Genomic DNA, 20,391 nt, shown 5'->3' with positions numbered 1-20,391 from the left:
GGCCCTCCGTTCAGCCACCAGCCATGAGACCGGGTGTTGTGAACAGCGCGCTTATACGGATTTTCGGCGCGATAGCAAGGTCAATCCCGGAAAAACCGTTCAAACCGCCGCTTTCGCCTTCTTCCACTTGCGGATGCGCGCCCGCGCATTGGCATAGGGCGAGGCGGTGTTGAACTGGATCATGCGCCCGAGCGTCCATCGATCGTACCAGCCGTGACCATAGAGCGCGTCGTTGTCCAGACGCTCGACGAGTGCGACCAGCCGCGCATGGGTCGCTCTCAGTTTGTCGAGGCAGTCGGCAAAGTCGAGGCCCTGCTGGTCACGGTAGAATTTCTGCGCCAGCGCGCCGAGTTCGTTCCATTTGTAGCCCGTCTCCGGAAAGTCCGGCTCCAGGCCTCGGTCGCGCAGTTCGACCCATTTCAGCACCAGTTGTCCCCAACCGTCGAGATAGGCGACGAGGTCGTTGACGCTCATCGTGGTTCCCCGGGCATGGCCTTCCATGCCCGGATACTGCGCTTCCCCGGGGTCGATCGTCGAAAGCTCGGTCTCCAATTTGGCAAAGCCCTGCTGCATCGCGTCCAGAAGTTGGACCTTGTTCGCCGGAACGGCCATGGTGCCGCTCAGATCGGCGCCGGATAGACCCGGTGCACCTTGCCGATCTCCTTCAGGATCTCGCCCGACAGCGTGATGTCGGCGGAACCGATGTCCGTCTTCAACTGCTCCATCGTCGTCGCACCGATGATGACCGAAGCCATGAAGGGCCGTGTCAGGCAGAAGGCGATCGCCAACTGGCACGGGTCGAGGCCGTGCTTTTTCGCCATGTCCACATAGACGCGGACCGCGGGCTCCTGCAGCGGCTGCAGCCTGCCGCCGAGATCGCCGTTGATCGCGCCGCGCGAGCCTGTCGGCTTGCGGCCGTCGAGATATTTGCCACTGAGCAGACCGGCGGCGAGCGGCGAATAGGCGAGAAGGCCGACGTCCTCGTGGTGGGAAAGCTCCGCCATGTCGAGATCATAGTGTCGGTAGAGCAGATTATATTCGTTCTGCACGGTCGCGACGCGCGGCAGGCCGCGCGCCTCGGCCAGCGCGATGTATTTCTGCGTGCCCCAGGTCGTCTCGTTGGAAAGGCCGATGGCGCGGATCTTGCCGGCCTTGACGCATTCGTCGAGCGCCTCGAGCTTTTCGTTCATGTCGGCGAGCGTGCGCTCGCGGTCCTGGCCATAAGGGTTGTAGCTCCAGGCCTGGCGGAAGTGGAAATGCCCGCGGTTCGGCCAGTGGATCTGGTAGAGGTCGATATAGTCGGTCTGCAGGCGCCTGAGGCTGGCATCCACCGCCTCGCGGATCGACGCGCCGGTGATCGGCCTGCCTTCGCGGATATAGGGCCGGCCGGCACCGGCGACCTTGGTGGCGAGCACGACATCCTTGCGCTTGCCGGTTTTGGCGAACCAGTTGCCGATGATCGTCTCGGTCAACGCATAGGTCTCGGGCGAGAGCGGCGTGGTCGGGTAGAGTTCGGCGGTGTCGAAGAAATTGATGCCGTGTTCGACGGCATAGTCCATCTGCTCGAAGGCTTCGGCCTCGGTGTTCTGCGAACCCCAGGTCATGGTGCCGAGGCAGATTTCGGAGACAAGGATATCGGTTCGGCCGAGCCGGTTCATCTTCATGGGAAAGCCTCTATTGGGAAGTTGGCCAGATGCAGGCCGCGAAGTCGTGGCAAAGATAATGGGGAATTGCCATATCGCAAGCGCACAATGATGAACTCCAGCCCTCTCTGGCTCGAGCAACACTCAAGACGAGTGCTTGCACCGAAGGCGCACCTATGCGCTGCAACGAAGCGTTCATTCTTTGCCGATAGCTAGTCAAACCTAGCGCCAAATGCCGGAGTGGGAGAATGCAATACGAGGGGCGGGCAAAACTTGCGTCACATGCCTTTGCGCTGATTTTAGCGGCTCTGTTGATAGGTCTCGTGCTGGCCGTGCATACCAAAAACAAGCGTATTGCCGAGCAACAGCTGACGCATTGGACGACGGCTGTCGCCGAGGTTGAAAAGGCCGAGATTCAGCGGGGTAGACGCAATCGCTCCTGCACCTATCAAATCCTCTATTCTTTCGTGACCGACAATGGCGATACGATGCGTCACCAATCGAAGTTTCCTTGCCAGATGGAAGGTTGGTTTGATCGTGAGCCGTTGCCCATAGCCGAGAAGATCGACATCCTCTACGACAAGGCAGATCCCACCCGGTCGCGGCCGCTGGTTTTGATTCAGGAAGACTATACGTTTGAGTTTCACTACCTCTTTCTCATTGGTATCGTATTGTGGTTTGCCTTCTATCTGCTCGCCAGGAAGGCCATCAGATTTGCCATCAACCTTCCCTAATCTCACTGGGAAGACCAGCTTTGCGCGCAATGCCGGCCAAGGAGTGCACCTCCCCAACACTTGACTCCCAAGGCAAAGATGTGAATGGAGGGCAAAAACCCAAGGGAGTAAAGCCCATGAGCATTGCATTCACATTCCCCGGCCAGGGCAGTCAGGCCGTCGGCATGGGCAAGGAGCTTGCCGAAACCTATGCTGAAGCGAAGGCGGTCTTTGCGGAAGTCGACGAGGCGCTCGGCGAAAAGCTCTCGACCACCATGTTCGACGGGCCGGAAGAGACATTGACCCTGACGGCCAATGCCCAGCCGGCCTTGATGGCTGTCTCGATGGCGGTCATCCGTGTCATGCAGGCCCGCGGCCTCGACCTCAAGTCCAAGATATCCTTCGTCGCCGGCCATTCGCTTGGCGAGTATTCCGCACTCTGTGCCGCCGGCACCTTCTCGCTCGCCGACACTGCGCGCCTCCTGCGCATCCGCGGCAATGCCATGCAGGCCGCCGTTCCGGTCGGCGAGGGTGCCATGGCGGCGATCATCGGCCTTGAGCACGGCGATGTGCAGGCAGTCTGCCAGGACGCTTCGTCTGCCGGCCCCTGCCAGATCGCCAACGACAATGGCGGCGGCCAGCTGGTCATCTCCGGTGCCAAGGCCGCGGTCGAGAAGGCGGCGGCCCTTGCCACCGAAAAGGGCGCCAAGCGCGCCATCATGCTGCCGGTCTCTGCACCCTTCCATTCAGCCCTGATGGGCCCCGCCGCCGTCGCCATGCGCGAGGCGCTGGCCAAGGTCGAGAAGCACAATCCGGTCGTACCGCTGATCGCCAATGTGCGCGCCGCCCCCGTCACCGACGCCGGTGAGATCGCCGACCTGCTGGTCGAGCAGGTGACCGGCCAGGTGCGCTGGCGCGAGACGGTCGAATGGTTCGGCGCCAACGGCGTCACGACACTTTATGAAATCGGCTCCGGCAAGGTGCTGACCGGGCTTGCCCGTCGCATCGACAAGAACCTCAGCGGCGTTGCCGTCAATGCTGCGGCCGACATCGACGCGGCGCTTGCCGCGCTTCTCGGCTGATTGTCTGGATGATCTGGAACAAGGAACTAGGAACATGTTTGACCTGACCGGCCGCAAGGCCCTCGTCACCGGCGCGACCGGTGGCATCGGCGAGGAGATCGCCAGGCAGTTGCACGCCCAGGGCGCCATCGTCGGCCTGCACGGCACGCGCGTCGAGAAGCTCGAGGCATTGGCCGCCGAACTCGGCGACCGGGTCAAGATCTTCCCGGCCAACCTGTCCGACCGCGACGAGGTCAAGGCGCTCGGCGAGAAGGCCGAGGCCGACCTCGAAGGCGTCGACATCCTGGTCAACAATGCCGGTATCACCAAGGACGGCCTGTTCGTCCGCATGCAGGACGCCGACTGGGACAGCGTGCTCGAAGTCAACCTGACGGCCGTCTTCCGCCTGACGCGCGAACTCACCCATCCGATGATGCGCCGCCGCTTCGGCCGCATCATCAACATCACCTCGGTCGTCGGGGTCACGGGCAATCCGGGCCAGGCCAACTACTGCGCCTCGAAGGCCGGCATGATCGGCCTCTCCAAGTCGCTCGCCCAGGAAATCGCCACCCGCAACGTGACGGTGAACTGCGTTGCGCCCGGCTTCATCGAAAGCGCCATGACCGGCAAGCTCAACGACAAGCAGAAGGACGCCATCATGGGCGCGATCCCGATGCGTCGCATGGGCACCGGCGCCGAAGTCGCCTCCGCCGTCGTCTATCTTGCCTCCAACGAGGCGAGCTACATGACCGGGCAGACCCTGCACGTCAACGGCGGCATGGCGATGATCTGATGGATCCTCGCCCGCGGCGCCACGGTTTCTCAATTGCATGTTGAGCAACCGCTGCGGGCGAATTTCTGGCTTTGCGGCGCGGCTAAACCGTGTTAAGCGGGCCATGACTGTGAACAGTCGTCCTGTCATTTAAGACGATTGCTATGCGTTTGATTGCATGGTTGGTTCGTTGAGGCAGGGCTGAACGGGTTTGCCGGGGGAACGAAACGTTCTCCGGTTTGATACAGGGTAGGGAAGTCGTCACGACGGCCCTGAGATTAAGAAGGTCGAGGAAACCGACATGAGCGATATCGCAGAACGCGTTAAGAAAATTGTTGTTGATCATCTCGGCGTTGACGCTGAAAAGGTTGTTGAAGGCGCCAGCTTCATCGACGATCTGGGTGCGGATTCGCTCGACACGGTCGAACTGGTCATGGCCTTCGAAGAAGAATTCGGCGTCGAGATCCCGGACGATGCCGCTGACTCGATCCTGACGGTCGGCGACGCCGTGAAGTTCATCGAGAAGGCTCAGCCCTGATCGATTGCAGGAATAGCGGGACGGCAGCTTTGGCTGACCTTCCCGCCGGGGCCCGCGACATGCGGGCCTTACTGTTTTCTAATGACTTCGACTGCAAGAGTGGGGTGGACTACGGGCGATGAGACGTGTCGTTATCACCGGTACCGGCATGGTATCTCCGCTAGGGTGTGGAACTGAACTGACCTGGTCGAAACTTCTCGCCGGCGAAAGTGGTGCCCGCCTCGTGACCGAATTCGAGGTCGATGACCTGCCGGCCAAGGTCGCCTGTCGTATTCCGACTGGCGATGCCGAGGGCGCCTTCAATCCTGACGATTGGATGGAGCACAAGGAGCAGCGCAAGGTCGACTCCTTCATCATCTATGCGATCGCCGCAGCCGACATGGCACTGAATGACGCCGGCTGGCACCCGAAGACGAACGACGATCAGTGCGCCAGCGGCGTTTTGATCGGCTCGGGCATCGGCGGCATCGAAGGCATCGTCGAGGCCGGCTATATCCTGCGCGACAAGGGCCCGCGTCGCCTGTCGCCCTTCTTCATTCCCGGCCGCCTGATCAATCTGGCCTCGGGCCAGGTGTCGATCCGCCGCAAGCTGCGCGGTCCCAATCATTCGGTCGTCACGGCCTGCTCCACCGGCGCCCATGCCATCGGCGACGCGGCGCGGCTGATCGCGTTCGGCGATGCCGACGTGATGGTGGCTGGCGGCACGGAATCGCCCATCAGCCGCATTTCTCTTGCCGGTTTTGCCGCCTGCAAGGCGCTGTCGACGGCACGCAACGACGATCCCAAGGCCGCCTCGCGCCCGTGGGATCAGGATCGCGACGGCTTCGTCATGGGCGAAGGCGCAGGCATCGTCGTGCTCGAGGAACTCGAACACGCCAAGGCGCGCGGCGCCAAGATCTATGCCGAAGTGGTCGGCTACGGCCTGTCCGGCGATGCCTTCCATATTACCGCCCCCTCCGAGGACGGCGACGGCGCATTCCGCTGCATGACCATGGCGCTGAAGCGCGCCGGCCTTAAGCCGGCGGATATCGACTACATCAATGCCCATGGCACTTCGACCATGGCCGACACGATCGAGCTTGGCGCGGTCGAGCGTCTGGTCGGCGATTCGGCCTCGAAGATCTCGATGTCGTCGACCAAGTCGGCCATCGGCCATCTGCTGGGTGCTGCCGGCGCCGTGGAAGCGATCTTCTCGGCGCTTGCCATTCGCGACAATGTCGCCCCCCCGACGCTGAACCTCGACAATCCCGCTGTCGAGACGGCGATCGATCTCGTGCCCCACAAGGCGCGCAAGCGCGAAATCAACGTCGCGCTGTCCAACTCCTTCGGATTTGGCGGTACGAACGCCTCGCTGGTGCTTCGGCGCTACGAGGGCTGAGCGCCGCGCGAGCACGGTGAAGTCTGTGGATGCCGGGGCGCAAGCTCCGCTTCCACCTGCTTTTTGCCGTATTGCTTGGCCAGACAGCAGCGATACCGAACTGAAGAGGATTGCCGGTGACCGACAATAGCCAGAACAGCGGGGTTTCCTTTGGCCGCGGAGCGGAAACGTCTGCGAAGGGGCCGATCATTCCGAAGTCTCCGACCGAGGCACTGCGGCCCGAGCGCGTTCCCGCGCCGCCGCGCCGGTCGCGCAAGGCGCGCAGCCAGCTGGTGATCTTCCTCAACTTCCTGATGACGATGACAGTGGTAATCTGCGTGATCGCGGTTGCCGTCTTCTTCTACGCCATGTCGGCCTACCAGAATCCCGGGCCGCTCGCGACCAATACCAACTTCGTCGTGCGCACTGGCGCGGGCCTGGCCGAAATTGCCGGCAGCCTGGAGCGCAACGGCATCATCGCCGATGCTCGCATCTTCCGCCACGTCACCTCGACCTACTTGCGGGAGGGCGAAAGCCTGAAGGCCGGCGAATACGAGATCAAGGCCGGGGCCTCGATGAAGGAGATCATGGAACTGCTGAAGTCCGGCAAGTCCATCCTCTATTCCGTCTCGATGCCGGAGGGCCTCACCGTCAAGCAGATGTTCAAGCGGCTGGCGGACGATTCGGTGCTCGAAGGCGAGCTGCCGGCCGAACTGCCGGTCGAGGGTTCGCTCCGGCCTGATACCTACAAATATTCGCGCGGCACCAAGCGCACCGAGATCGTCAGCCAGATGGCTGCGGCGCAGGCCAAGCTGGTCGACCAGATCTGGGAAAAGCGCGATCCGGACCTGCCTTTGAAGACGAAGGAGGAGTTCGTCACGCTCGCCTCCATCGTCGAGAAGGAGACGGGCAAGGACGACGAGCGCGCCCATGTCGCCTCCGTCTTCATCAACCGCATGGCCAAGGGCATGCGGCTGCAGTCCGACCCGACCATCGTCTACGGCCTGTTCGGCGGGGACGGGAAGCCGGCCGACCGGCCGATCTACCAGTCCGACCTGAAGAAAGAGACGCCGTACAACACCTATGTCATCAAGGGCCTGCCGCCGGGCCCGATCGCCAATCCCGGCCGTGCCGCGCTTGAGGCCGTCGCCCATCCGTGGAAGACCAAGGATCTCTACTTCGTTGCCGACGGCACCGGAGGCCATGTCTTCGCCGCGACGCTCGATGAACACAACGCCAATGTGAAGAGCTGGCGCAAGCTCGAAGCGGAACGGGGCGAGGACCCGGGCGCTGCGGTCGACGCGACGCCGGAGACGGATCCGGATGCCGCTGCCGTCAAGAAGAAGAAGACCAACTGATCTCCAGGGCGAGGGTAGGGCGATGGCACTGCAATCCATGACCGGCTTTGCCCGCAGCGAAGGCACCGTCGGGCGGTATCGCTGGGCGTGGGAACTGCGCTCGGTCAACGGCAAGGGCCTGGATATCCGCATGCGCCTGCCGCAGGGCATGGAGACCTTCGAGGGCGAAGTCCGCCGTCTGGTCTCGCAATATGTCACGCGCGGCAATGTCCAGGTCGGACTGACCGTGCAGGTCAGTGAAAACCGCGTCGAGGCGGTGCTCAACCGCGAGACGCTCGACGCCGTGCTGAGGCTGCGCCAGGATCTCGGTGCCGAGCTGGTCGATCCCGCGCCGCTGACGCTCGATGCCCTCCTGTCGATCCGCGGGCTCGTCGAATTCAAGGAGGCCGCCGACGACGTCGACGCGCTCGCCCGGCGCGACGCCGATGTGCTCACCGGCCTGGAACAGGCGGTGCACGCGCTGTGCGAGATGCGGCGGATCGAGGGTGACGCGCTCTGTCGCCTGCTGTCGGACCAGGTGACGCGCATCGAGGAACTCGCGCACATCGTCGAGGCCGACCCGTCGCGCCAGCCGGACGAGATCGCCCGCAAGCTGGAAAGCCAGGTCGCCGCGCTGATCGGCGCTGCCGCGACGCTCGACCGCGACCGGCTCCATGCCGAGGCGGCGCTTCTGGCCACCCGCGCCGATCTGCGCGAGGAAATCGACCGGCTGAAGGCCCATGTCGCGGCCGCCCGCGATCTTCTCGCCATGGGCGGCCCGGTCGGGCGCAAGCTCGATTTCATTGCGCAGGAATTCAACCGCGAATCGAATACCATCTGCTCGAAGTCGAACGCCGTGGCCGTGACCTCCGCGGGCATCGAGTTGAAGGTCGTGATCGACCAGTTCCGCGAACAGGTCCAGAATTTGGAGTGAACCGATGGTAGAGGGCAAGGGGACGGTCATACCGATCGCGCGCCGGGGGCTGATGCTGGTGATCTCGTCGCCGTCGGGCGCGGGAAAGTCGACGATCGCCCGCAATCTGATGGAACGCGACCGCCAGATTGGCATGTCGGTGAGCGTCACCACGCGCCAGCGGCGGCAGAGCGAGATAGAGGGGGTTCACTACCACTTCGTCTCGCAGCGCGAGTTCGAGCGTATGCGCGATTCCGATTCTCTGCTGGAATGGGCCGAGGTTCACGGCAACTTCTACGGCACGCCGCGCGATCCCGTCGAGCTTGCCATGTCGGAAGGCCGCGACATGCTGTTCGACATCGACTGGCAGGGTGCCCAGCAGCTGCAGGACAAGATGAAGGCGGACGTCGTGTCGATCTTCATCCTGCCGCCGACCATGGCGGAATTGCAGTCCCGGCTGCACCGCCGTGCCGAAGACACCGAGGAAGTCATCCAGACCCGGCTTGCCAATTCCCGGGCGGAAATCTCCCACTGGCGCGAATATGACTACGTCATCGTCAACGACGACCTCGATGCCGCCTTCGATGCGGTGCAGTCGATCGTCAAGGCCGAGCGCCTGCGCCGCGACCGTCGCCACGGCCTGTTCGACTTCGTCAGCACACTCGTCACGTCGGACGGGCGTTGACGCCAGAGTCGGATGGTTTCAGGGCATAAATAGGCTCAGGGCTGCGTCTGAGTTGCGATGCCGCCTCTGCCGGCCGTCATTGGGCGGCAACGCCTTTCAGTCCTTCCGGCCGGGAACGGACAAGCGATCCCGGCCGGAAGGCACGCCGCCGCATCATTCGCCGCGCGGGAAGCGCTGGTTCTCCTCGAGCACGTTCAGATCCATGTGGTTGCGCATGTAGCGCTCGGACGCCTTCTGCAGCGGCTGGTAGTCCCACGGGAAGTAGGCCCCGTTGCGCAGCGCCGCATAGACGACGTGGCGCCTAGCCTGGCTTTCCCGCACGGCCGCGTCGTAACGCTTGAGGTCCCAGCGCTTCGTCGCTGCTGCGGAAAGACGCTGGAAGGTCTCGGCATGGGCGGGCTGCCCCGCCAGGTTCCGCAGTTCCTGCGGATCGGCCTCGAGGTCGATGAGGATCGGCGGATCCTGATCGCACAGCGTCAGCTTGAAGCGGCCGTCGCGCAACCCGACCAGCGGCGCGACCGACCCTTCCGCCGCATATTCCATCGGCACGGGACTGCGCGAGCCCTTGCCGGTCGCAAGCGGCAGCAGGTCCTCGCCATCGGTCCAGGCGGCGAGGGCGGACATGTCGATGCCGGCAAGGCGCGCGAGGGTCGGCGTGACGTCGAGCGTCGATACCGGCTGGGCGATCAGCCCGGCCTCGAGACCGGGCGCGCAGAGCATCAGCGGCACGCGGGCGGAGCCCTCGAAGAAGTTCATCTTGAACCACAGGCCGCGCTCGCCCAGCATGTCGCCATGGTCGGAGACGAACAGGATGGCGGTATTGTCCGCCATGCGGGTCCGTTCCAGCACGTCGAGGATCTCGCCGATCTTCTCGTCGACATAGGAGACATTGGCGAAATAGCCGCGCCGGGCCCGACGGATGTCCTCGTCGGTGATGCTGAAGGCGGTGTGGTCGCAGGCATCCATCAGCCGCTTCGAATGCGGGTCCTGGTCCGCGTAAGGGATCGCCGGAACGGTCGGATCGAGCGCCGGGCAGTCCTCGTAGAGTTCCCAGAACTTGCGCCGCGCCACGTAAGGGTCGTGGGGGTGGGTGAAGCTCACCGTCAGGCACCACGGCCGCTCGTCCTGGCCGCGCGACAGATCATAGAGCCGGCGTGTCGCATGGTAGGCGACCTCGTCGTCATACTCCATCTGGTTGGTGATCTCGGCTACGCCCGCCCCGGTGACGGAGCCGAGATTGTGGTACCACCAGTCGATCCGCTCGCCGGGTTTGGAATAGTCGGGCGTCCAGCCGAAGTCGGCGGGATAGATGTCGGTCGTCAGGCGCTCCTCGAAACCGTGCAACTGGTCGGGACCGACGAAATGCATCTTGCCCGACAGGCTGGTCTGGTAGCCGGCATTGCGCAGGTGATGGGCGAAGGTCGGAATGTCGGAGGCGAATTCCGCGGCATTGTCATAGACGCGGGTGCGGCTCGGCAATTGCCCCGACATGAACGAGGCGCGGGCCGGCGCGCAGAGCGGGCTGGCCGTATAGGCATTGGCGAAGCGCACGGAGCGCTTCGCCAGGGATTTCAGATGGGGTGCGTGGAGAAACTCGGCCGGCCCGTCCGGAAACAGCGTGCCGTTGAATTGATCCACCATCAGGATCAGGATGTTGGGACGGGATTGCACGACGCTTTCCTTCTCAGAGCCCGAGGGACGACTTGACGGCTTCGGCACCCGGCTTGCCGTCGAAGGTCGTCACGCCGGCCAGCCAGGGTTCGAGCGCTGCGGGGTTGGCCTTCAGCCAGGCGCTCGCCGCCTCCTTGGAATCCTTGCCGCCGAGGATCTCGCCCATCAGCACGTTCTCCATGCCCACTTCGAACTTGAGTTGCTTGAACAGGCTCGCCGCGTTCGGGCAGGTCTCCGACCAGCCGGTGCGGGCCAGGGTATAAACTTCGGCGCCGCCGTAGTTGGGGCCGAAATGGGCGTCGCCGCCGGAGAGATAGGTGATCTGGAAGCGCTCGTTCATCGGATGTGGAGCCCAGGCAAGGAAGACAACGCCCTTGCCCTCCTTCGTCGCTCGTTCGACCTGCGAGAGCATGGCCTGTTCGCCGGATTCGACGAGCGTCCAGTCCTTCAGCCCGAATTCGCCGGCGTCGATCATCTTCTGGATGTTGAGGTTGGCCGGTGCGCCGGGCTCGATGCCGTAGATCGTGCGTTCGAATTCGTCGCCATGCTTCTCGAGGTCGGCGAAGTCCTTGACGCCCTTCTCGGCCGAGGCGGTGGGCACTGCCAGGGTGAACTTGGCGCCTTCGAGATTCTTGTTGATCACCTCGACCGCCTTGGCGGCGTTGAGATCGTCGATGAAGGCCTGCTGCGCCGGCATCCAGTTGCCGAGGAAGACGTCGATCTCGCCGTTCTTCATCGACTGGTATCCGATCGGCACGGCGAGCGTCTTGACCTCGGCCTCGTAGCCGAGCGCGTCGAGCAGCACCGACGCCACGCCATTGGTCGCAGTGATGTCCGTCCAGCCGGGGTCGGAGAGCCGGATCGTCTGGCAGCTTTCGGCATCGGCGGCCTGAGCTGGTGCTGTGCACATCACCACGGCGATTGCGGCGGCGCCGAGCCAGTAACGGTTCAAGCCTTTGTTCTTGTGCATGTCTTCGTTCCCTCTTTTTTGACATTCGCTAGGTTTATTGAAGCGGAAACTACGATAGGCTGTGAAGCTGGATATTTTCGATGATTGGCATAAAGGTTGTTTATGGCAGATGCGCCGGTGGACCTCGGATGGATGCGCTTGCTGGTCGAGATCGGCCGGCGTGGTTCGCTGTCCGCCGCCGCCCGGGCACGGGGGTTGAGCCAGCCCGCCGTCAGCTATCAGATGCGTCAGCTGGAGCAGAGTTTCGGCGTGCCCCTGCTGCGGCGCCTGCATCGCGGTGTGGCGCTGACGGACGAGGGACGGCGCGTGTTCGACATCGCCGCCCGCACGGTCGCGGAGCTGGACGAACTGGAGCGCGTCATCCGTGCCGCGGGCCACAGGCCGGTCATCCGCCTTTGCACCGACTATGCCTTTTCGAGCCTCTGGCTCATTCCGCGCATGCATGCGTTTCGCCAGTCTCACCCGGAACTGGACCTGCAGATCGTCGCCACGCAGCGCCTCGCCCCCGCCTGGGAGGAGGATTCCGACATCGCGGTTGCCTTCGGATCGCGGGGTGAGTTCGGTCAGGACGGCATCCTGCTGATGCCGGAGCGCGTTCTGCCGATCTGCACGCCGGCCTTTCTCGCAAAGCATGGCCCCTTCGACGAGCCGGACGCGCTGGCGGGGGTGCCGCTCATCCATCTGGATGCGGCCGGACCGTCGCCGTGGTTCGAGTGGACGAGCTATCTGGCCGAGGTCGGGACGGGCCGCAAGGTCGATGCCATGCTCGGCGACATGAGTTTCAATACCTATGCCATGGTCATCCAGGCGGCGCTGGCGGGGCAGGGGCTGGCGCTGGGCTGGCTCGGCCTGGTCGACCAGATCATCGACAGCGGCATGCTCTGCCGCGCCGGAGCGGTTCTGGAGCGCAAGGAGCGCGGCTACTGGCTGCTCGTCTCCAAGGCACGACGCGCAGGCGTGGAGCAGCTGGCGGACTGGCTGGTCGCGGAGGCGAATGGCGGGGTGCCGGGATCGGGCGTCCGGGTTTACCCCACGGTCGCCGGCGGCCAATAGCCAGCCGGCCTATCGCCGCTACAGCAGATTGGCGATGCGGCAGAATTCCTCGACCGAGAGCGTCTCGGCACGACGCGCCGGATCGATCCCCGCCTTGCCGAGCAGCGTCTCGCCACCGAGCGATTTGAGGCTCTGGCGCAGCATCTTGCGGCGCTGGCCGAAGGCGGCCTGCGTCACCCGTTCGAGCTTCTCGACGTCGCACTTCAGCGGTTGCGGCCTCGGCACCAGATGCACGACGGAGGAGGTGACCTTGGGCGGCGGCGTGAAGGCCTGCGGCGGCACGTCGAAGGCCATATGTGCGTCGGTGCGCCATCCGCACAGGACCCCGAGCCGGCCATAATGGTCGTCACTCTCGTCGGCGACGATGCGCAGGCCGACTTCCCGCTGAAACATCAGTGTCATCGACTGCCAGAAGGGCGGCCAGTTGCGCGGCAGCAGCCAGTTGATCAGCAGCTGCGTGCCGACATTGTAGGGCAGGTTGGCGATGATCTTGACCGGACCGTCCGGCGCCATCGCCTCGAAGTCGGTCTTCAGCGCATCGCCCTCGATCACCTCGAGACGTCCGGGATAGTGGTCGGCGATTTCGGCCAGCGCCGGCAGGCAGCGGGCATCGCGCTCGACGGCGATGACCTTCTTGGCGCCGAGCGACAGGATGGCGCGCGTCAGGCCGCCGGGGCCGGGGCCCACCTCGAACACGGTGACACCCTCGAGCGGTCCGGCGGTCCGGGCGATCTTCTGGGTGAGATTGAGGTCGAGCAGGAAGTTCTGGCCGAGCGCCTTGCGCGCGTCGAGCCCGTGGCGGGCGATGACGTCACGCAGCGGCGGCAGTCCGTCGATAGCGGCCATCAGGATTGCGCTTCGCTCGTCCGGCTGATCGTGTCGGCGAGCTTCAGCGCCGCGACCAGGCTGTCTTCGCGGGCGATGCCCTGGCCGGCAATGCCGAAGGCCGTGCCGTGATCCGGAGACGTGCGGACGAAGGGAAGGCCGAGCGTGACATTGACCGAATCGTCGAAGCCGAGGGCCTTGACCGGGATCAGCGCCTGATCGTGATACATGCAGATGGCTACGTCGTAGCGGCGGCGGGCCTCGTCATGGAACATGGTGTCGGCCGGCAGCGGCCCGAAGGCATCGATGCCCTCGCTGCGCAGCTTCATGATGGCCGGATGGATGATGTCCTCGTCCTCATGGCCGATCGCGCCGCCTTCTCCGGCATGCGGGTTGAGGCCGGCGACGGCAAGACGGGGATGGACTATGCCGAAACGGTTTCGGAGATCGGCAGCGACGATCCGGCAGGTCTCGACGATCACCGCCTCGGAAAGCGCGCCGGGGACGTCCTTGATCGGGATATGGATCGTCACCGGTACGGCCCGAACCTTCGGGCCGGCCAGCATCATGACTGGTCGGTAGGTTTCGCCGGTGCGGCGCTGGGCGAGGTCGGCGAGGAATTCGGTATGACCCGGAAAGCCGAAGCCTGCCTCGTACAGCACGGCCTTGGCGATCGGATTGGTGACCATGGCGCGCACCTTGCCGTCGAAGCAAAGCTGCACGGCGGTCTCGATGGCCGCGATGGTGCCCTTGGCATTGGCGACATGAGGCTCGCCGGCCACGACGTCGAAGCCGATCGGGACGGGGAGAACCGGCAGCGCCTTGTCGAACAGGCCGACGGCACCGGCCGCATCCGTTTCCTTGAGCGGAACGTCGAGCTCAAGCTGCCGGGCGCGCACGGCCAGCACGGCAGGATCGCCGATGAAGACGAAGGGCGGCAACTGGTATTCCGCCCGCTTCACCCAGGCGGCAAGCGCTATGTCTGGACCTATGCCTGCCGGGTCGCCCTGGCTAAGCGCAAGAGGAAGATCGTCGGCAGAGGTCATCCGTTTCTCGGCTCAGTTGTTGACGATCTGTGCTTTCGCGCGCAGTTCGTCCAGATATTTCTTGGAGTTCGGATTGTCGTCCTGCTTTTCCTTGCCGAGATCCTCGGCGCGGAACACGACTTCGGCCGCGACGTCGTCGGAGACCTGGCGCTGGTTGCAGATCGCCAGATATTCGACGCCGCGTTCGGTGACGCGCGTACCGGTTGTGCCGCCCTTGGCCTTCTCGATCAGCGGCTTCCAGTCCGGCGGCAGCTCGGGTTCGAGCACGCGGCCGAGATTGCGGATCGACACGTCAAGATAGTTCTTGGCAAAATCCATGGCGCCGTCGCAGCCCGGGAACTTGGCGCGCGATGCTTCGGCTTCGGCCTTGCGCTTGCCGGTAATGCCCTTCTTGGCTGCCGGAACCACGAAGATCACCTGCTTGAGGAAATACTCGGTCGTGACCGGCTTTTCCTTCTTTTCCAGCAGGCGGGTCACGAGGTCCTGGTTGGACAGCCGCCCCTTCGAGCCGTAACGCGCATTCACCAGCCGCGGCCAGCTCATCGTGACGGCAATATAGGCCTTGAAATGCTCGACGCCGACGCCTGCTTGCCCCAGGATCTTGTCCATCTGTTGAGGCGACATCTTGTTGCCCGAGGCGAAACGCGCATAGGCGGCATCGACCTCGGTCGTGCTGACGGACATGCCGACACGGGCAATTTCCTCGCGCTTGAGCGCTTCGTCCACCAATTCTTCCTTGGCAATCTGGTTCAGGTTGCCCTTGCGGCGCTGCAGGCGAAGGAAGGCCACGCGACGCGAGACGTCGCCATTGGTGATCGCGGTCCGGTTGACGACGGCGGCAACCTGGCTCGCTGCCTGCGCGACGCTGACGACGGATGCATCACCCGCGATGATCGCCAGCGCGACTCCGCAGGCGACAAGCATCCGCTTCCCCTTCATTGCAATGGCCATCATCTTCCTTTCCAGCGGGAGCAGCAATGTGCTCATCCCGCCTACGCATAGTCCGGTGAAAGTATAATCTGCCGCACCGATTGCACAATCCGTGCGGCGAAACAATGACGTGAGCCCGCGATAGCGAGGGGTCTTGCTGGCAAACCGGTCTCAGTTGAAGCCGGCAAGCTGCGTATCGCCGATCTTGACGTCGCCCAGCGTGCGGAAGGTCAGCCGCGCGCCGATCGACCAGTCGCTCGCCGATTCCTCTTCCGGGTCGTATTTGTCGGAGTAGACCAGCGAGAAGACCGTGCATTCGTCGGCGTAGGAAATGCCGATGCCCTTGCGATTGATCACGCTCTCGTCGAGGTCCCAGGTGACCGAGCCGAACAGCGACCAGTATTCGTTGACCTTCACCGAACTCGCCGACTGGATTTCGTCGTTGCGTTCCGTGAAGCCATATTCGGGCTGGGCAGCGATCTGCGAATAGGTCAGGCTCGTCTGCAGCTTCTCGTTGGAGAACGAGACGTTCGCATCGGTCCGGCGCAGCGCCAGGGTCCGCTCGTCGAGCCGGACATTGGTGGCGACCGACATGCCGTTCGGCATGTCGACACCGGCCATGCCGACGAAATCGGAGACATCCGTCTCGAGGCCGGAATCGGCTCCAACCTTCACGAGATCGTCGGTGGCAAACGAGTTCAGGCCGGCGATGTGGTAGGACTGGCCGAAAACGCCGCGGACGCCGAAACCATTGTCGAAGGAGCCGGTATAACGCAGGCCGACATTGGCGCGGGTGCCACCCTCGACGCGGTCATAGCCGGAGAACTTGTCGCGCTCGAACAGGTTCGTCGCGTCGAAGACGAAGCTCTGGGCGTCTTCGTTCGGCAGGCGGCCGGCCAACTGCTCGTCGTTGCGGGCATAGATCTGCGCGATCGGCTCGATGATGTGGCTGCTGTTGTTGGTGGTCAGCAGGACCGGATAACGGGCTTCGAGGCCTGCCGTCAGCATATGGCGGGTTTCCGCCGTCTCGATGGTGAAGTCGCCTGTGTAACCGACCGGCGTGTTCACATCGAGGCCGAAGGCGTCGCCCCGCGCGGCGAGCAGCGGCGTCAGTTGCAGGCCGCCAGGAACGCTGAGGGTGCGCTTCCATTCGAGTTCGCCCGACAGGCGGCTCGATGTGCCATCGAGCCCGCGGAAACGCGTCAGATCGTCCACCCCGTCGCCATTGGTATCGACGTCGAATTCGTCGGACTTGAAGCGCGACAGGGCGGTGAAGTTCAGGTTACCCGAGAGCTGGCCGCCGGCGATCGGCTCCGGCGCATAATAGGCGTAGTCGACGGAGGGCAGCACGGTGGGCTGCTGCTTCTCGGCAGTGTTTTCGGTATCGGCGTCCTGGACGTCGAAGTAGTAGCCCCGCATGTCGAACGAGTTGCGCTTGCCGAGACCCGTCAGGTAGACCTGATTGGTATGGGTCGTGTCGTCCAGGCCCTCGAGGCTGTAGGTGCGGGCGAAATTGTTGTCGCTCTGGAACATCACGTCCCAGCCGAAGGTCCAGCGCGGATTGATCTCGAACTTGCCTTCCGAGGCGACCATGCCGCGCAGGTCGCGGTTGGCGTCGCTCGTGCCGGAATCGAAGCTCTCGCGGTGCAGCTGGTCGATGCCGGCGGCGCGCAACGAAGCCGTGCCGTTCTCGAAGCGTTGGCGGATTTCCGCTTCGAGCAATACGCCCTGGCTGGTGAAGCCGGTCGCCTTGACGGTCGCGTCGCGCTGGTTGGAGATGGCGAAATAGTAGGGAACCGTAAGCCCGAAGCCGAGGTTTTCCGAGGTTCGCATCTCCGGGAACAGGAAGCCGGACTTGCGCTTCACCGTATGGTCGGGGACCTCGATCGCCGGCAGGACGGCGATCGTGCGGCCGAACAGCTCGAAGCGGGCCTTTTCCAGCCGCACGGTATGCTTCTGACCGTTCTGGATCACGCGCTCGGCCTTGACCTGCCAGAGCGGGGGGCGTTCCGGATGATCGGCACAGGGCAGGCAGGCGGTGTAGACGCCCTTGTTGAGAATCATGTCCGTGCCGTTCACACGCTCGCCGCTTTCGGCGGCGAGGCGGGTGTTGTCGGTCGTCTCGATTCGGAGCGCCTTGACGAAGCCGTCGGCGAAGTTGTCGGTCACGTCGAGCGTATCCGCATAGATGCGGTTGCCGCCCGGTTCGATCATCTCGATGTTGCCGGTGGCCGTCATGCGGCCGGACTTCTGGTCGTAGACGACCTTGCGGGCAACCATCTGGTAGCCGCCGTAATTGATCTGCACGCCACCGACCGCCGTCACGCGTTCGGCGTCACGGTCATAAAGCAGTTCATTGGCTGCCAGCAGGAGTTTTGCATCTTCGGGAATATCGGTCGCAAGCGAGGCGGCCGGCTGGCTGTCCTGGGCGCGTGCGACGACGGCCGGCGACACCAAAGCGCACACGGCGACTCCCGTCAGCAGGGCTAGGGCTAGCCTTCTGATATTCTCGCGGTCACTTACCGCCACTAACCATCCTCCTGATGAAGCAGGATTGTCGCTCCCAGGGCCATCGCCACGACGACTGGAACCCAGGCCGCGACGAACGGCGGTACGACACCGCTGCTTCCGAATGCTTTTACAAGCACGGTAACCACATAAAGCACGAAGCCGGACAGGATTCCACCCAGAATCACCGAGCGCGACTGGTTGAACCTGCTGAATTTTAATGAAACGGTTGCAGCAATCAGCGTCATTGCGACCAAAAGGAAAGGAAGAGACAGCAGGGAATGGAACTGCGTTTCGAGCGCCTTGGTCGACACGCCGAACGATCTTGCCACAGCGATCTTTCGAGAAAGCTCATAAAAAGCAACGGTCTCCGGTTGCGCCAGACGTTCCTGGACGAATTCCTGTTTCAGATTGGTACTGACTTTGGCTGTGGCGAGCCTTGTGGGTACCTCACCGGGACGGGTTTCGGTCACGTCGGTAAGCATCCAGTAACCATCTTTCAATTTCGCCGAGTGCGCATCCTGTCTCAGGATGATGCGACCGTCGCTGTCGAAATGGATCAGGACGGCGTCGACGAGGAAGGTTCCGTCCTCGAGAACCGTCTCCGCACCGATGATCACGTCGGCCTTGCCGCTGATCTGGCGCAACCACGGCACCGCGTTGGAGGACGGCCGCGCCCCGCTCTCCCGCGAGCTTGCTTCGATCTGCAACGCCTGCCGCTGTCCCCAGGCGGCGAGCGGATTGACGACGAAGGAGGTGGCCAGTCCGACGAGGAAGGCGCCGAGGATGAACGGCGTCATGAACTGCCAGACGGAGATCCCGGCCGCCCGCGCCACCACGAGTTCGGATTTCCGGTTGAGGGCGATCAGCGTCGTCATGCCGACGAACAGCGTGATGAAGGGCATCGTCTGCTGCAGGATGAGCGGCAGGCGAAGAGCCGTTAGCCACAGAAGGCCCCAGACTGAAAAGACGCCGCGCCCGGCAAGCCGTCCGGACGTCTCGCTGAAGTCGATCAGATAGCCGATCGCAATCACACCGGCGAGGAACCAGAGCATCGTCGTCACATAACGGCGGAAGAAGTAGCGGCCGAGTGTGAACATCATGGCGCAGACCCCTTGCCGGATGATTCGCGGCGGGGGAAGTAGGCCGACATCGCGCTCCACAGGCGTGCGCCCGCATGGCGGAAGATGCGCGGGGGGCGCAACTGGCGCCCGCTGAACAGCAGGAAGGCGGAAAGACCACCGCCGATGAGCGGCACGGCGTAAACGAGTGGCACATAGACCGCGTCGCCTTCGGCCAGCTTCACCGCGTAGTTCGACAGCCAGTAGAGCCCGAGCGCGATGGCAAGCGACGAGGCCATCGGATGCAGCCGTGCTTCCCGGTGCGAGCGGGCATTGCCGCAGATGACGAGCGAGATCAGCGCGAACACCAGCGGCATCGCCCAGGTGCTCATGCGGCGATGCAATTCGCTGCGGTATTCGCCGCCGTTTTTCTGCACGTCCGGGTCGTTGGGATCGGGATTGAGCAGGAAGGAGAGGTCGCGGTCGATCGCGTGCAGGCGGGCCTGGCTGCGCGTCTGCGACAGATCCGACAGATCGAAGGAATAGGAATCGAATCGCACGATCGACACTTCGCCCTCGGGCGTCTTGCGCTGTACCTCGCCGTCCTTCATCACCAGCGCCGTTCCGCTCTCGTCGACCGCACCTTCGCGCGCATAATAGATCAGCGAATAGGCGGGATCGCGCGAATCGGCGACGAACAGGCCGCGCAGCACGCGACCCGACAAGCGCTCGGAAATCTGCACGTAGAGACCGTCCTCGATACGGCGGAAGCTCTTCTCCTCGATGACCGTGGACAGGAGGTCGGCATAGGCGGCCGCAATCATCTCGCGGGTGCTGACGCGCAGCTTCGGCTCGACGAAATTCGCCATCAGGAAGGAAAAGACGCTGAGCAGGGCGGCAGCGATCAGCAGCGGCCTGGAGATCGTGCGGCGCGGCGCTCCGGCCGCGTCGATGACCGCAAGCTCCGAATCATTGTTCATCGCCGTCAGCGTCTGCGTAATGCCGATCACGAGCGCGAACGGCAGAACGGCCGGTATGATGGTCGGCAGGATCAGCGTCGCAAGCTTCATGAACGAGCCGACCGACTGGCCGCTGTCGGTCACCAGATTGATTCGCGCCAGCACCTGCGTTGTCCAGATGATCGCCAGCACCGGCAGAAGCGCGGTGAGGAACATCTGGCCGACACGCCGCAGGATGTAGAGTTCGAGAAGCTTCATGCCATTCCCTGGGAGCGCGACGACCGGATCGCGCCCGCGATTGAGGATTGGCTCTCTCTACGACGCTTGCGGCTTTTTGGCGACAGCGCGC

Annotated in this window: 19 protein-coding genes; 9 read left to right on the top strand and 10 right to left on the bottom strand. The window is 63.7% G+C overall.

Going from position 1 to position 20,391, the window contains the following annotated elements:
• Positions 1 to 99: 99 nt before the first annotated feature.
• Both AC07Y0_RS11450 and AC07Y0_RS11445 read right to left on the bottom strand, forming a co-directional pair.
• Positions 100 to 612 (bottom strand): ClbS/DfsB family four-helix bundle protein, encoded by a 513-nt coding sequence (locus tag AC07Y0_RS11450; RefSeq protein WP_498677309.1) that lies wholly within the window; start codon positions 610 to 612, stop codon positions 100 to 102.
• Between the two features lie 8 nt (positions 613 to 620).
• The gene (locus AC07Y0_RS11445; RefSeq protein ID WP_498677307.1) at positions 621 to 1,664 is read right to left on the bottom strand and encodes an aldo/keto reductase; all 1,044 of its coding nucleotides are present in this window, start codon (positions 1,662 to 1,664) and stop codon (positions 621 to 623) included.
• Between the two features lie 227 nt (positions 1,665 to 1,891).
• Here AC07Y0_RS11445 and AC07Y0_RS11440 point away from each other — a divergent pair, with 227 nt between their 5' ends.
• The 8 genes from AC07Y0_RS11440 to gmk all read left to right on the top strand — a co-directional run bounded on the left by AC07Y0_RS11440 (position 1,892) and on the right by gmk (position 9,019).
• Positions 1,892 to 2,377 (top strand): DUF3592 domain-containing protein, encoded by a 486-nt coding sequence (locus AC07Y0_RS11440; protein WP_498677306.1) that lies wholly within the window; start codon positions 1,892 to 1,894, stop codon positions 2,375 to 2,377.
• Positions 2,378 to 2,493: 116 nt separating this feature from the next.
• On the top strand, positions 2,494 to 3,438 hold the full coding sequence (gene fabD, locus AC07Y0_RS11435) for an ACP S-malonyltransferase (RefSeq protein ID WP_498677304.1): 945 nt from the start codon (positions 2,494 to 2,496) through the stop codon (positions 3,436 to 3,438).
• 34 nt (positions 3,439 to 3,472) lie between these two features.
• On the top strand, positions 3,473 to 4,210 hold the full coding sequence (fabG, locus tag AC07Y0_RS11430) for a 3-oxoacyl-[acyl-carrier-protein] reductase (RefSeq protein ID WP_028736117.1): 738 nt from the start codon (positions 3,473 to 3,475) through the stop codon (positions 4,208 to 4,210).
• 280 nt (positions 4,211 to 4,490) lie between these two features.
• Positions 4,491 to 4,727, top strand: a complete 237-nt coding sequence (locus AC07Y0_RS11425) for an acyl carrier protein (protein WP_028736116.1) — start codon at positions 4,491 to 4,493, stop codon at positions 4,725 to 4,727.
• A 118-nt stretch (positions 4,728 to 4,845) separates the two neighbouring features.
• On the top strand, positions 4,846 to 6,105 hold the full coding sequence (gene fabF, locus AC07Y0_RS11420; RefSeq protein WP_498677303.1) for a beta-ketoacyl-ACP synthase II: 1,260 nt from the start codon (positions 4,846 to 4,848) through the stop codon (positions 6,103 to 6,105).
• Positions 6,106 to 6,221: 116 nt separating this feature from the next.
• On the top strand, positions 6,222 to 7,442 hold the full coding sequence (mltG, locus tag AC07Y0_RS11415) for an endolytic transglycosylase MltG (protein WP_498677301.1): 1,221 nt from the start codon (positions 6,222 to 6,224) through the stop codon (positions 7,440 to 7,442).
• A gap of 22 nt (positions 7,443 to 7,464) precedes the next feature.
• Entirely contained in the window at positions 7,465 to 8,355 is an 891-nt protein-coding gene (locus AC07Y0_RS11410) for a YicC/YloC family endoribonuclease (protein ID WP_498677299.1), read from the top strand.
• A gap of 4 nt (positions 8,356 to 8,359) precedes the next feature.
• Positions 8,360 to 9,019 (top strand): guanylate kinase, encoded by a 660-nt coding sequence (gmk, locus tag AC07Y0_RS11405; RefSeq protein ID WP_498677297.1) that lies wholly within the window; start codon positions 8,360 to 8,362, stop codon positions 9,017 to 9,019.
• Positions 9,020 to 9,172: 153 nt separating this feature from the next.
• Here gmk and betC read toward each other — a convergent pair whose 3' ends face one another.
• Positions 9,173 to 10,660, bottom strand: coding sequence for a choline-sulfatase (gene betC, locus AC07Y0_RS11400; protein ID WP_498680219.1), 1,488 nt, complete (start codon positions 10,658 to 10,660; stop codon positions 9,173 to 9,175).
• A gap of 43 nt (positions 10,661 to 10,703) precedes the next feature.
• Entirely contained in the window at positions 10,704 to 11,600 is an 897-nt protein-coding gene (locus AC07Y0_RS11395) for a choline ABC transporter substrate-binding protein (RefSeq protein ID WP_498680218.1), read from the bottom strand.
• A 162-nt stretch (positions 11,601 to 11,762) separates the two neighbouring features.
• On the opposite strand from AC07Y0_RS11395, the gene AC07Y0_RS11390 reads away from it, so the two are divergent.
• A complete protein-coding gene (locus AC07Y0_RS11390) occupies positions 11,763 to 12,713 on the top strand; it encodes a choline sulfate utilization transcriptional regulator (protein ID WP_498677295.1) in 951 nt (316 codons plus the stop codon).
• 18 nt (positions 12,714 to 12,731) lie between these two features.
• Here AC07Y0_RS11390 and rsmA read toward each other — a convergent pair whose 3' ends face one another.
• The 6 genes from rsmA to AC07Y0_RS11360 all read right to left on the bottom strand — a co-directional run bounded on the left by rsmA (position 12,732) and on the right by AC07Y0_RS11360 (position 20,300).
• Positions 12,732 to 13,559, bottom strand: coding sequence for a 16S rRNA (adenine(1518)-N(6)/adenine(1519)-N(6))-dimethyltransferase RsmA (rsmA, locus tag AC07Y0_RS11385; protein WP_498677293.1), 828 nt, complete (start codon positions 13,557 to 13,559; stop codon positions 12,732 to 12,734).
• Positions 13,559 to 14,584 (bottom strand): 4-hydroxythreonine-4-phosphate dehydrogenase PdxA, encoded by a 1,026-nt coding sequence (pdxA, locus tag AC07Y0_RS11380; protein ID WP_498677291.1) that lies wholly within the window; start codon positions 14,582 to 14,584, stop codon positions 13,559 to 13,561. Before pdxA ends, rsmA begins: the two co-directional genes overlap by 1 nt.
• Positions 14,585 to 14,596: 12 nt before the next feature.
• Entirely contained in the window at positions 14,597 to 15,535 is a 939-nt protein-coding gene (locus tag AC07Y0_RS11375) for a SurA N-terminal domain-containing protein (RefSeq protein ID WP_498680217.1), read from the bottom strand.
• Positions 15,536 to 15,685: 150 nt separating this feature from the next.
• Positions 15,686 to 18,043, bottom strand: coding sequence for an LPS-assembly protein LptD (locus AC07Y0_RS11370; protein WP_498677289.1), 2,358 nt, complete (start codon positions 18,041 to 18,043; stop codon positions 15,686 to 15,688).
• On the bottom strand, positions 18,043 to 19,125 hold the full coding sequence (gene lptG, locus AC07Y0_RS11365) for an LPS export ABC transporter permease LptG (RefSeq protein WP_498680216.1): 1,083 nt from the start codon (positions 19,123 to 19,125) through the stop codon (positions 18,043 to 18,045). The genes AC07Y0_RS11370 and lptG overlap by 1 nt, the downstream gene beginning before the upstream one ends.
• The gene (locus AC07Y0_RS11360) at positions 19,122 to 20,300 is read right to left on the bottom strand and encodes an LptF/LptG family permease (RefSeq protein WP_498677287.1); all 1,179 of its coding nucleotides are present in this window, start codon (positions 20,298 to 20,300) and stop codon (positions 19,122 to 19,124) included. The genes lptG and AC07Y0_RS11360 overlap by 4 nt, the downstream gene beginning before the upstream one ends.
• Positions 20,301 to 20,391: the final 91 nt, after the last annotated feature.

It is taken from the genome of Allorhizobium sp. GW101-3B10, assembly GCF_059424725.1.
The sequence above is the reverse complement of the archived record's forward strand: the minus strand, read 5'-3'. Positions and strand labels throughout refer to the sequence as shown.